This window comes from Hydrogenophaga soli, from assembly GCF_054777695.1.
Window position 1 is genome coordinate 157,287 of sequence record NZ_BAAHAK010000001.1, and the last position, 12,541, is coordinate 169,827.

11 protein-coding genes are annotated in these 12,541 nt (G+C 62.2%); 6 read left to right on the forward strand and 5 right to left on the reverse strand.

From position 1 onward, the window contains the following. Nucleotides 1–16 precede the first annotated feature (16 nt). Genes nuoL through ACYVB7_RS00715 form a run of 6 tightly spaced genes read left to right on the forward strand, consistent with a single transcriptional unit; the run spans nucleotide 17 to nucleotide 6,487 of the window. On the forward strand, nucleotides 17–2,038 hold the full coding sequence (gene nuoL, locus ACYVB7_RS00690) for an NADH-quinone oxidoreductase subunit L (protein ID WP_460504603.1): 2,022 nt from the start codon (nucleotides 17–19) through the stop codon (nucleotides 2,036–2,038). 13 nt (nucleotides 2,039–2,051) lie between these two features. Then, the gene (locus tag ACYVB7_RS00695) at nucleotides 2,052–3,527 is read left to right on the forward strand and encodes an NADH-quinone oxidoreductase subunit M (protein WP_460504604.1); all 1,476 of its coding nucleotides are present in this window, start codon (nucleotides 2,052–2,054) and stop codon (nucleotides 3,525–3,527) included. Between the two features lie 22 nt (nucleotides 3,528–3,549). Beyond that, nucleotides 3,550–5,034, forward strand: a complete 1,485-nt coding sequence (gene nuoN / locus ACYVB7_RS00700) for an NADH-quinone oxidoreductase subunit N (protein ID WP_460504605.1) — start codon at nucleotides 3,550–3,552, stop codon at nucleotides 5,032–5,034. Nucleotides 5,035–5,046: 12 nt separating this feature from the next. Beyond that, complete coding sequence (locus ACYVB7_RS00705) at nucleotides 5,047–5,343, forward strand: DUF2818 family protein (protein ID WP_460504606.1); 297 nt, start codon at nucleotides 5,047–5,049, stop codon at nucleotides 5,341–5,343. A gap of 20 nt (nucleotides 5,344–5,363) precedes the next feature. Beyond that, on the forward strand, nucleotides 5,364–6,044 hold the full coding sequence (locus ACYVB7_RS00710) for an NUDIX domain-containing protein (protein WP_460504607.1): 681 nt from the start codon (nucleotides 5,364–5,366) through the stop codon (nucleotides 6,042–6,044). Then, entirely contained in the window at nucleotides 6,041–6,487 is a 447-nt protein-coding gene (locus ACYVB7_RS00715) for a DUF1178 family protein (RefSeq protein ID WP_460504608.1), read from the forward strand. The genes ACYVB7_RS00710 and ACYVB7_RS00715 overlap by 4 nt, the downstream gene beginning before the upstream one ends. A 57-nt stretch (nucleotides 6,488–6,544) precedes the next feature. Here ACYVB7_RS00715 and ACYVB7_RS00720 read toward each other — a convergent pair whose 3' ends face one another. The 5 genes from ACYVB7_RS00720 to ACYVB7_RS00740 form a co-directional block, all read right to left on the reverse strand. Beyond that, nucleotides 6,545–7,864 (reverse strand): Glu/Leu/Phe/Val family dehydrogenase, encoded by a 1,320-nt coding sequence (locus ACYVB7_RS00720; RefSeq protein ID WP_460504609.1) that lies wholly within the window; start codon nucleotides 7,862–7,864, stop codon nucleotides 6,545–6,547. A gap of 127 nt (nucleotides 7,865–7,991) precedes the next feature. Further along, a complete protein-coding gene (locus ACYVB7_RS00725) occupies nucleotides 7,992–9,776 on the reverse strand; it encodes an ABC transporter ATP-binding protein/permease (RefSeq protein WP_460504611.1) in 1,785 nt (594 codons plus the stop codon). Next, nucleotides 9,773–10,555 carry an ABC transporter ATP-binding protein gene (locus tag ACYVB7_RS00730; protein WP_460504612.1) on the reverse strand — a complete coding sequence of 261 codons (783 nt, stop codon included), beginning with the start codon at nucleotides 10,553–10,555 and terminating at the stop codon, nucleotides 9,773–9,775. The genes ACYVB7_RS00725 and ACYVB7_RS00730 overlap by 4 nt, the downstream gene beginning before the upstream one ends. A gap of 52 nt (nucleotides 10,556–10,607) precedes the next feature. After that, on the reverse strand, nucleotides 10,608–11,756 hold the full coding sequence (locus ACYVB7_RS00735; protein WP_460504613.1) for a succinylglutamate desuccinylase/aspartoacylase family protein: 1,149 nt from the start codon (nucleotides 11,754–11,756) through the stop codon (nucleotides 10,608–10,610). A gap of 67 nt (nucleotides 11,757–11,823) precedes the next feature. After that, entirely contained in the window at nucleotides 11,824–12,537 is a 714-nt protein-coding gene (locus ACYVB7_RS00740) for an ABC transporter permease (protein WP_460504614.1), read from the reverse strand. Between the last annotated feature and the right edge of the window lie 4 nt (nucleotides 12,538–12,541).

Genomic DNA, 12,541 nt, shown 5'->3' on the forward strand with positions numbered 1-12,541 from the left:
TCCAGGATTCAATGACATGAGTTCGACTTTGTCTGCCAGCACCCTGTTGGCCATTCCCCTGGCGCCACTGGCAGGTTCTGCACTCGCCGGTATTTTTGGTACCCGTCTGGGAGGGAACTGGATCGGGCGTCGCTTGTCCCATGTGTTGACCATCTTGGGTGTCGCCATCGCCTTTGTGCTCTCAGCAATCACCCTCAAGTCGGTTGCCTTGGAGGGCGCCCGTTTCAACGAAACGCTTTACCAGTGGATGGTCGTTGGCGGCCTGAAAATGGAAGTTGGGTTCATGGTGGACGGCTTGACCGCCATGATGATGTGTGTGGTGACCTTTGTGTCCCTGATGGTTCACATCTACACCATCGGCTACATGGAAGAAGACGACGGTTACAACCGTTTCTTCGCGTACATCTCCCTGTTCACGTTCTCCATGTTGATGCTCGTCATGAGCAACAACCTGCTTCAGCTGTTTTTCGGCTGGGAGGCCGTGGGTTTGGTGTCATACCTGCTGATTGGCTTCTGGTTCAACAAGCCCACAGCCATCTTTGCCAACATGAAGGCCTTCCTGGTCAACCGCGTGGGTGACTTTGGCTTCATTCTGGGTATTGGATTGATTGCAGCATTCACAGGCACCCTGAGCTACACGGAAGTGTTTGCCAAGGCCAACGAGATTTCGGGCCTGATGGTCCCTGGTACGCATTGGTCTCTGGTCACCGCCATCTGCATTTGCTTGTTCATCGGTGCCATGGGCAAGTCGGCCCAGTTCCCACTGCACGTGTGGCTGCCCGACTCCATGGAAGGCCCCACGCCGATCTCCGCGCTGATTCACGCTGCGACCATGGTGACCGCTGGCATTTTCATGGTGGCCCGCATGTCACCCTTGTTCGAACTCAGCGACACCGCACTGAACTTCATCCTGGTCATTGGAGCCATCACGGCCTTGTTCATGGGCTTTCTGGGCATCATCCAGAACGACATCAAGCGTGTGGTGGCCTATTCCACGCTGTCCCAGTTGGGCTACATGACCGTTGCGCTGGGTGCATCGGCTTACTCAGTGGCGGTTTTCCACCTGATGACACATGCGTTCTTCAAGGCGTTGCTGTTCCTGGGCGCAGGTTCGGTGATCATGGGCATGCACCACAACCAGGACATCCGCTGGATGGGGGCCGTGCGCAAGTACATGCCCGTGACTTGGCTGACTTCTCTCATCGGTTCCTTGGCGCTGATCGGCACGCCGTTGTTCTCGGGCTTCTATTCCAAGGACAGCATCATCGAGGCGGTGCACTTCAGCCGTCTGCCTGCGGCTGGCTTTGCTCACTTCGCTGTGCTGGCGGGTGTGTTCATCACGGCTTTCTACTCGTTCCGCATGTACTTCCTGGTTTTCCACGGCAAGGAGCGCTACGACCAGAATCCTGATGCCCACCACGACGGTCATCACGATGACCACCACCATGGGCACGACAAGCCGCATGAGTCCCCCTGGGTGGTCACGGTCCCGCTGGTCCTGTTGGCCATTCCTTCAGTGGTGATCGGGTACCTGACCCTCATGCCGCTGCTGTTCGGTGACTTCTTCAAAGATGCCATCACCGTCAACACGGAGTTGCACCCCGCCATGGAAAAACTGGCAGAGGACATCCACGGTCCTGTGGCCCTGGCCCTGCATGCGTTCTCCACGCTTCCGTTCTGGCTTGCGTTGGCGGGTGTGGTGTCTGCCTGGTACATGTACTTGGTCAATCCGGCAGTGCCTGCTGCGCTCAAACGCGCTTTTGGTCCGATCTACACCATCCTGGAAAACAAGTATTACTTGGACTGGTTCAACGAAAACGTGCTGGCCAAGGCGGCTCGGGGCCTGGGCATCGGCTTCTGGAAGGGGGGAGATCAGGGGCTCATCGAAGGGGCCGTGGTCAACGCCAGCTGGAAGATTGTCGGCTTGGTGTCTCGAGGCGTGCGCCTGATCCAGAGTGGTTTCTTGTACCACTACGCACTGGTCATGATCAGCGGGTTGCTGCTGCTTCTGTCTTACTTCGTCTGGCTCGCCAAATAAGGAGAACTTTTCAATGGGTTTGTTGAGCCTTGCGATCTGGGCCCCCATCGTCTTCGGCACGTTGCTGCTGGCTTTGGGGAAAGATGAACACGCCAATGCGGTGCGCTGGATGGCGTTGGCCGGTGCGGTGTTCAGCCTGCTGGTGACCGTTCCGGTGTACACCGGATTCGTGATTGATTCCGCCGACATGCAGCATGTGGAAAACGTGCTGTGGATCGAGCGCTTCAACATCCACTACCACCTGGGTGTGGATGGTTTGTCTCTCTGGTTTGTTCCCCTCACTGCATTCATCACGGTGGTTGTGGTCATCTCTGCATGGGAAGCCATCACCGAGCGCGTGAACCAGTACATGGGGGCGTTCCTCATCCTGTCCGGGCTGATGATTGGTGTCTTCTGCGCGTTGGACGGCATGCTGTTCTACGTGTTCTTTGAAGCGACCCTGATCCCCATGTACTTGATCATTGGTGTTTGGGGTGGTCCGAACAAGATCTACGCGGCGTTCAAGTTCTTCCTGTACACGCTGTTGGGCTCCCTGTTGATGCTGGTGGCGCTGATCTATCTGTATCACACCTCCGGTGGCAGTTTTGACATCTCCACGTGGCACAAGCTGCCCTTGGGCATGACCGCGCAAAGCCTGCTGTTTTTCGCCTTCTTTGCAGCCTTTGCTGTCAAGGTGCCCATGTGGCCGGTGCACACCTGGTTGCCCGACGTGCACGTGGAAGCCCCCACGGGCGGTTCTGCCGTGCTGGCTGCCATCATGCTGAAGCTGGGTGCCTATGGTTTCCTGCGCTTTTCACTTCCCATTGCCCCGGATGCGTCGCACAAATGGGCTGCCTTGATCATCGGTCTGTCGCTCACCGCAGTGGTCTACGTGGGCTTGGTGGCCATGGTCCAGAAGGACATGAAAAAGCTGGTGGCCTACTCTTCCGTGGCGCACATGGGCTTTGTCACCCTGGGCTTTTTTGTCTTCAGTGACCTGGGTGTGTCGGGTGGCATCGTTCAGATGATTTCGCACGGTTTTGTGTCCGCGGCGATGTTCCTCTCCATCGGTGTGCTGTATGACCGCATGCATTCCCGTGAAATCGCCGATTACGGCGGTGTGGTGAATGTCATGCCCAAGTTTTCCGCGTTTGCGCTGCTGTTCGTCATGGCGAACTGCGGCTTGCCCGCGACCGCAGGCTTTGTCGGCGAGTGGATGGTCATTCTGGCCAGTGTCAAGTTCAACTTCTGGGTGGGCTTCCTGGCGGCTTCGGCCTTGATTTTTGGTGCCGCTTACAGCCTGTGGATGTTCAAGCGCGTCTACCTGGGAGCGCCGGGTAACGATCACGTCAAGGAACTGACCGACATCAACGGGCGCGAGTTTTTCATGATGGCGCTGCTGGCGTTGATGGTGCTTTACATGGGCATCCATCCCAAGCCGTTCACCGATGTGATGAACGCGTCCGTCTCTCAACTGCTTCAGCACGTGGCCGTGTCCAAGTTGCCCTGACCTTCAGATTGCGTGAACAACAATGATTGACAACATCAGCTGGGTGGTTGCATACCCTGAAATTCTGCTGCTGGTCATGGCCTGCGTCATTGCGCTGGTGGACTTGGGTGTCAAAACCCCCCTGCGCGGTGCCACTTACGGCCTGACCTTGGCGACCTTGGCGGGGCTCGCGGTGCTGCTGGCGTTTTATGCCGGGACGGGTGCCTCCGTGGCAGGCTTTGGCGGCATGGTGGTGGTCGACACCATGGGTGCGTGGCTGAAGTGTTTTGCCACGCTGGCGATGATGATCACGCTGGTGTATGGACGTGCCTATGCTGGCGGTCGGGACATGCTGCGCGGTGGTGAACTGTTCACCTTGTCGCTGTTCTCACTGCTCGGCATTTACGTGATGATTTCCGGCCACAACTTCCTGGTGATCTACTTGGGGTTGGAAATGCTGACCCTGTCCAGCTATGCGCTGGTGGCCCTGCGTCGTGATGACTCTCGCGCGACCGAGGCCGCCATGAAGTACTTCGTGCTGGGCGCCTTGGCCAGCGGTTTTCTGCTGTACGGCATGTCCATGCTGTATGGTGCGACCGGTTCGCTGGACATTGCATCGGTGATGAAGTCGGTGGCCAGTGGGTCGCACAGCAAGCAGATTCTGATGCTGGGTGTGGTGTTCATGGTGGCCGGCTTGGCGTTCAAGTTGGGTGCCGTTCCGTTCCACATGTGGATTCCCGATATTTACCACGGTGCCCCCACGGTGGTGACGCTGTTGGTCGGTGGCGCACCGAAACTGGCTGCTTTCGCCATCGTGATGCGCCTGATGGTGGAGGGACTGTTGCCGCTGGCGGCGGACTGGCAGCAAATGATGGCGGTGTTGGCGGTTGCGTCTTTGGTGGTCGGTAACTTGGCCGCCATTGCGCAAACCAACTTGAAGCGCATGTTGGCTTTTTCCACCATCTCTCAAATGGGTTTCCTGTTGTTGGCCTTTGTGGCAGGTGTCCAGGGTGGCAACCCGGGCAATGCGGTGAACGCTTACAGCTCAGGCATGTTCTACGCCATCACCTACGTGCTGACCACCCTGGGGACGTTTGGTGTCATCCTGCTGCTGTCGCGACAGGGCTTTGAGTCCGAGGAAATTGCCGATTTGGCGGGGCTCAACCGCCGCAGCCCGGCCATGGCGGGCATCATGGCTCTGTGCATGTTCTCGTTGGCGGGTGTGCCTCCGCTGGTGGGCTTTTATGCCAAGTTGGCTGTGCTCCAGGGCATGATGGCGTCCGGCAGCCCGTTGATGCTGAAACTCGCCGTCGTGGCCGTGTTGATGTCCTTGATTGGTGCCTTCTACTACCTCCGGGTCGTCAAGGTCATGTATTTCGATGCACCCATACAGACAGAAACCATCGACGCGCCCACCGACGCTCGGGTGTTGCTGTCCGTCAACGGCTTGGCGGTGCTGGCCCTGGGGCTGTTGCCCGGTGGCCTGATGAACTTGTGTGTGGATGCGATTCGTCAGCTGATCCACTGAAAGGGCTTTGGCGTGTCCATGTCGGCAGCGGTCTGGGCGGTGATGGTGTTCGCCGTGTTGGCCGCCAATCTCCCTTTTGTGAACCAGCGCGTGCTGGCGGTTGGGCCCGTTCGGAAGGGCAAGTCGCTGGCGTGGCGAGCGGTCGAGTTGTTGGTGTTCTACCTGCTGGTGGGCGCTGCGTCGCTGTCGCTTGAGCAATCGTTGGGTCAGATCTACCCCCAGCGCTGGGAATTTTTTGCCACCACCCTGGCGCTGTTTGTGACCTTGGCATTTCCTGGCTTTGTCTTTCGGTACCTGATTCGGCATTGATGCGTGGATCAAGGGATCAGATGTCCGGACCGTTGACCCGCCACCAAGTGCCCTGTCTGGGGGATCTCCCTCAGACCGATGGGCACCTTCGGGAGCAAGGTGTTCGTCGTGACGCGTTGCTTCAGGGACAAATGCTTCAGGTGGTGCGGGACACGGTGGTGTTGCCGGATGCCTCGGTTGGCTCCCGCGAGTACGTGATCCATCCTGGCGCTGTGATGGTGGTGCCGTTGCTGGATGACGGGCGTGTGTTGCTGGAGCGTCAGTTCCGCTACCCCATGGGCGAGGCCATGATTGAATTCCCCGCAGGCAAGCTGGATGCGGGTGAAGGCAGCCTCAGCTGCGCCAAGCGGGAACTGCAGGAAGAAACCGGCTTTCAGGCGCAGTCCTGGGCTTATGCCGGTGTGCTGCATCCGGTCATCAGCTACTCCACCGAGCACATCGACATTTGGTTCGCCCGGGATTTGGTGCACACCGAACGGCATCTCGATGTGGGTGAGTTCTTGGACGTGTTTGCGGCCACCCCCACCGAATTGGTCGGGTGGTGCGCCCAAGGTCGCGTGACCGATGCCAAGACCTTGGTGGCCACGTTCTGGCTGCAAAACGTGCTCAACGGAACCTGGACCTTGGCGTGGCGTGGCAATGACGGGCGTGATGGTGCCCATCCACAGCCCGTGGGCCCTCGCTGCCCGCAGTTGGCATGAAGGTCTTCAACCTGTGTTGTGGGCAGCAGCACCTCTTCGAGGGCTGGTTTGCCAGTGAAGACGACTTCCAGTCTCAGCTGGCGCGTGGGCTGCTGTCCTGCCCCATGTGCGCTGACATTCACATCCAAAAACGACCGTCAGCGCCTCGCTTGAATTTGAAGGGGGGCACCGAAGGGGGCGGGGATGATTCACCACCCGTTGAGCCCATTTCCATGGAGCAGCAGCAGGCTGCCCTGATGCGGGCATTGCGCACGGTGGTGGCCCAAACCGAAGATGTGGGTGACCTCTTTGCCGATCAGGCTCGGGCCATGCACCAAGGGGAACTCACCCCCAAAGCCATTCGGGGGCACACCACGGTTGACCAAGCCCGCGAGCTGTTGGATGAAGGCGTGCCCATCCTGCCTCTGCCGCTGTTGCCCGGTGTGAAAGAGCCGCTGCATTGAGTCAACGCAGCGGCTCGTCACCGATTCAACGCCCCTCGTGTCCGAGGGGCTGACCCATCAGGGGTACAGGCCGCGCATTTCGCGCGAATGCAGGATGCGCTTGCAGGCCACGATGAAGGTGGCGGTGCGCAGACTCACGCCATGTTCCTCGGCCACTTGCCACACACCGGCAAAGGCTTCTTTCATGACACGAACCAGGCGGGCGTTGATTTCGTCTTCGGTCCAGAAGAAGCTGGAGAAGTCCTGCACCCATTCGAAGTAGCTCACCGTCACGCCGCCGGCATTGGCGATCACGTCGGGCAGCACCAGGATGTTGCGTTCGTGCAGGATGTCGTCGGCCTGGGGCGTGGTCGGGCCGTTGGCACCTTCGATGATCATGCGGGCCTGGATCCGGCCAGCGTTGGCGGCGGTGATCTGGCCTTCCAATGCGGCGGGAATCAGGATGTCGCAGGGCACGTCCCAGAAGGCGTCCGACTGCAACACTTCGGCGTCGGGGAACCCCCCCACGGAGCCGTTGCGGGCCACGTGGTCCAGCAATGCGGTGACGTCCAGACCGGCCTCGCGGTAGATGGTGCCGCCGTGGTCTTGAACGGCAACCACCCGTGCACCGGCTGCGGCAAACAGCTTGGCGGCAATGCCGCCCACGTTGCCGAAACCTTGCACGGCGATGCGGGCGCCCGCGATGTTCAGGCCAATGTGGTTGGCCGCTTCGCAGCCCACCGTGAACACGCCGCGTCCCGTGGCTTCACGGCGACCCAGAGAACCACCCAGATCGACCGGTTTGCCGGTGACCACGCCGGTGGCGGTGCTGCCCACGTTCATGGAGTACGTGTCCATCATCCAGGCCATCACCTGCTCATTGGTGTTGACGTCCGGAGCCGGAATGTCCTTGGTGGGGCCGATGATGATGCCGATTTCGCTGGTGTAGCGACGGGTCATGCGCTCCAGCTCACCACGTGACAGGGTTTTGGGGTTGACCCGGATGCCGCCCTTGGCGCCACCGTAAGGGACGTTCACTGCCGCGTTCTTGACGGACATCCACGCCGACAGCGCCATCACTTCCGACAAGGTCACGTCCTGGTGGAAACGCACACCGCCCTTGCCCGGGCCGCGGGAGGTGTTGTGCTGCACGCGGTAGCCTTCGAAGTGGGCGATGGTGCCGTTGTCGAGTTCGATGGGCACATCGACGATCAGCGCACGCTTGGGCCGCTTGAGGGTTTCAACCCAACGGGCCAGGTTGCCCAGGTAGGGGGTCACACGGTCCACCTGTTGGAGGTAGATGCCCCAAGGCCCCAGGTTGTCTGCCTGGAGGTAGGAGGGAAGTGCGTGTGTGGGGGAAGTACCGGCCCCGTTGGGGGTCAGTGCATGGCCGTTCATGTGAGGGGTCTCCTGCTGGATGAATCAAATTCCGCGGTTGCGGTGCGGCGCACTGTACGCATCGGCGGGCTTGTCGTCCAAGGCCGGATGAACACATGGCTATGCATCGAATGCATAGTTGGCGGATTCACCCCTGAAACTGCAGTGCAGCCAGCCGCGCATACAGGCCGCCACGGGTCACCAGTTGGGCGTGTGTGCCGCGCTCGACCAGGCGACCGTGGTCCAACACCAGGATTTCATTGGCCCGTTGCACGGTGGCCAGGCGATGGGCAATCACCAAGGTGGTGCGGCCCGCCATCGCCGCCTCCAAGGCTTGCTGGACCACGCGCTCGCTCTCTGCATCCAGCGCACTGGTGGCTTCGTCGAGCAGCAGCAACGGCGGGTTTTTCAGCCACGCGCGGGCAATGGCAATGCGCTGACGTTGGCCCCCGGACAGGCGCACCCCGCGCTCCCCCAAAAAGGTGTCGTAACCCTCGGGCAGCGCTGACAAAAAGCCGTCGGCAAAGGCTGCACGGGCTGCGGCCTTGACCTCGTCATCGGTGGCGTCGGGCCGCCCGTAGCGGATGTTCTCGAGTGCCGAGGTCGAGAAAATGACCGGGTCTTGCGACACCAGACCGATGTGGCTTCGCAAGGTGTGCAGCGTGAGTTGATCGATGGGCACGCCATTGAGCTCAATGCACCCGTGCGCCGGGTCATGGAAGCGCAGCAGCAGCCCGAAGAGTGTGCTTTTGCCCGCACCACTGGGTCCCACCAAGGCCACGGTCTTGCCGGGGGGCACGTCGACGTTCAAACCTTGCAGGGCCGCGGTCTGCGGGCGGGAGGGGTAGTGGAAGCTCAAGTCTTTCAGCGAGAGCGCCACCCCTTGCGGGTGCAGCGGCAATGGGACCGGGATGGTGGGCTCTTTCACGGCAGACGGAGTGGCCAGCAACTCCATCAACCGTTCTGTGGCCCCGGCGGCGCGCAACAAATCCCCGTACACCTCACCCAACACCGCCACGGCTCCGGCAAAAATGACCACGTACAGGCTGGCCTGCCCCAGCTCCCCGGCGGTCATCCGACCGGCCAGCACCGCTTGGGTGCCCTGGTACAAGCCCCACAGCACCAAGGCTGCATTGGCAATGATGATGAAGGCCACCAACAGGGCACGGGCCCGGCTGCGTCGGGTGGCCACGTCAAACGCCTGCTGGGTGGCCTGCCGAAAGCGCAGCGCCTCCCGCGCTTCCCCGGTGAAGCTCTGCACCGTGGGGATGGCGTTCAGCACCTCCACCGCCACCGCGCCCACCTGGGCCACGCCATCCTGGCTGGCCCGGGACAGGCGGCGAACCCGCCGACCAAAGGCCATGGCCGGCAGCACCACGGCCACCACCACGGCCACCACCTGGAGCATGACCACGGGATGTGACCAGACCAGCACCACCAACGCCCCCAAACCCATGACGGCGTTGCGCAAGCCCAGGGACAGCGAGGAGCCCACCACGGTCTGCACCAGCGTGGTGTCGGTGGTCAGGCGTGAAACCACCTCACCCGTCTGGGTGGTTTCAAAGAACTCGGGGCTCATGCGCAGCACATGCTCGTACACCGCCTGGCGCAGGTCGGCGGTGACGCGTTCGCCCAACCAGCTCACCACGTAAAAACGTGCCGCAGAAAACACACCCAGGGCCACCGCCACCGCAAACAGCCCGGCAAAGTGGTGGCGCAACATCAGCGCCTGGGCGCCTCGGTCGTTGGGCACCACGCCCTGGTCGATCAATTGCCGCAACACCGCCGGGAAGGCCAGCGTGGCCGCCGCGGCCAGCACCAGAAAGACTGCAGCCAGCAACAGCTGCAGCCGATAGGGTCGCAGAAAGGGCCAGAGGCCTCGCAAGGCCTGGGGGCGAGCGCCGCCGGGCGTGGTGGCCGCCCCGTCCCTCATTTGAGGTTGCCGGACAGGAACTGCTGCAAGCGCTCGCTGCTGGGGCGGCTCAGAACCTCGCGGGGGTTGCCTTGTTCCTCCACCACGCCTTGGTGCAGGAACATCACGTGGTTGGACACCTCGCGGGCAAAGCCCATTTCATGAGTCACCACCACCATGGTTCGGCCTTCTTCGGCCAGGGCCTTCATCACCCGCAGCACTTCGCCCACCAGCTCGGGGTCGAGTGCAGAGGTGGGCTCGTCAAACAGCATCACCTCGGGCTCCATGGCCAGGGCGCGGGCAATGGCCACGCGCTGTTGCATGCCGCCCGACAGGTGTGAGGGGTAGTGCCCCGCCACGTGGGCCTTGCCGTCACCCCCCAGCCCCACCTTGGCCAGGTACTTGCGTGCCCGTTCTTCGGCCTCGGCCTTGGACAGGCCCAGCACGTGAATGGGGGCTTCCATCACGTTTTCCAGCACCGTCAGGTGGCTCCACAGGTTGAAGTGCTGGAACACCATGGCCAGCTTGCAGCGCATGGCTTGCAGTTGCTTGGGGTCGGTGGCCTGGAGCATGCCGTCTTTGGCGGGGGCCAGGGCCAGTTCTTCACCCGCCACGCGGATGCGACCCGTGTGGGGGCGTTCCAGCAGGTTGATGCAGCGCAGGAAGGTGCTTTTGCCCGAACCGCTGGAGCCGATGATGCTGATCACGTCGCCCGCATGGGCGGTGAGCGAAACGCCCTTGAGCACCTCGTGGGTGCCGTAGCGCTTGTGGATGTCTTGGACGTCGAGTTTGTCGCTCATGGCAGCGTGGCGTGGAAGGATTGGGGGACGTGCGGGCAGAAAACAGGGGGCGTCAGGCGCTGAGCAGCGGCCCCGAGCGCCGGGGCTCCCGGCCGGACACCTTGGCCACTTCCAGGCCGGTGGTGGCCCAGCGCACGATGTGGCGGGCGTACAGCACCCCGTGCACTTCGGCGTGCAGGGGGGTGGTGCGGCCCGTCATGGGTTCGATGATGTCGGCGACCGCATCGCCGGGTTGCAGGGTGTCTCCGGGGGCGCGGTGGTACACCAGCACGCCGGGGTGGGGGGCTTGCAGCACCTGCGTGCCCGCCAGGGGGGTGGGTTGGCAGGCCAGTTCGGGCAATGCAGGGGCCGGGCCTGCCACTGCGCCCAGGTGAACCAGGTAGGACAACAGCGCCTGGGCATCGGCCTGGGCGTTGGCATGGGTCACGTCGGTCTGGCCCCGCAACTCCACCGTGGTGCTGGCACAGCCCTGCGGGATGGGGCGTTGGTCGGCTTCGGGGCCGTGCTGCTCGCGCAGGCGTTGGGCCAATTGCCACCACACTCCACTCAGGGCTTCGTCGTAACAATGGCCTCCCGAGCCTTCGGCCACCAACACCGCACGGGCACCCAGCAGCGCCGCCAAGGGCAGCAGGGTGCCCATGCACGGGGGCTCCAGGTACAGGTGCACGGCGGCTTCGAAATCGCAGTGCAGGTCCAGGGCCACATCGGCGTCATGGGCCAGCCTCATCAGGGTGTGGCGCAGGCTGTCCAGTTCGGTGACGGGCGGGTGGCGGTCCAGGGCGGCTTGCAAGGCCCGGCGGATGGTGGCGGCATTGGCCGCCGCGTCGGGTCCCAGTTGGGGCCAGACCTCGTGCCCGGGCTCGGTCAGCCAGTCGGCAAACCGGGGGTAGTGCCGGTTGAAGTTGCTGGCGGTCGCCAGCTCAAAGCGGCCCAACTGGCTGTGCATCACCGTCTGGTCCAGCCCGATGGGGTTGGCCACCGGCACCAGCACCACCTCGCCTTGGATGAGCCCATCGGCTTCGGCCTGTTGCAACAGGGCCCGCAAATGATGGAGGGTGAGCATGCCCGGCAACTCGTCGGCGTGCAGGCTGGCCTGCAGCACCACCTTGGGGCGTGCCCCGGGGGCACCAAAGTGATGGCTGACGAGTCGGCGTTGGGTGCCGCTGGCTTGGGGAATCAAAAGGTGTTCGCGGGTTTGCATGTCAAAAACAAGAGCGAACTGTTGTTGTAAATAAAGCGCTAGGTGCCAAAAAAGTGTTGAATTTTTGTCAATGCACGCGCGGCTTCAGGTGGGCCAGCCACTTGCGTTCGGCCAGCTTGAACAGGCCGACCAGCGTCAAGGTCAGGATGGCGTAGATGGCCCCGGCCGTGATGAAGGCTTCGAACGGCAGGTAGAAGTCCGAATAGATGCTGCGGGCCGCCCCGGTGATGTCCATCAACGCGGGCACCGCACTGGCCAACGACGTGGCCTGCAGCATCAGAATCACCTCGTTGGAGTAGGCGGGCAGGCAGCGGCGCAGGGCCGAAGGCAGCACGATGCGGCGCATCACCCCCCAGCGGCTGTAGCCGCAGGCCTGGGCGGCTTCGATCTCGCCATGGGCGGTGTCGCGGATGGCACCCGCCAGCAGCTCGATGGTGTAGGCGCAGGTGTTGAGCGCAAACGCCAACACCGCGCAGAAAAAGGGTTGTTTGAACCAGGTCCAGGGCCACTGGTCGTCCCAACGCTGCTGAATCCAGTCCAGTTGCGCCAGGCCGAAGTAGATGAGGTAGACCTGAATCAACAAGGGCGTTCCCCGCAGCACGTAGGTGAACAGCCACACCGGGCCGCTGATCCAGCGGTTGCTGGACACCCGCGCCACCGACAGCGGCAGGGCGAGCGCGCCACCCACCGCCAGCGAGGCCAGCAGCAAGGCCAGCGCGTTGAGCGTGCCTTCCCAGAACAGTTCCAGGTTTTCAGGGCGGAAGATGACGTCGAATTCCATGGCT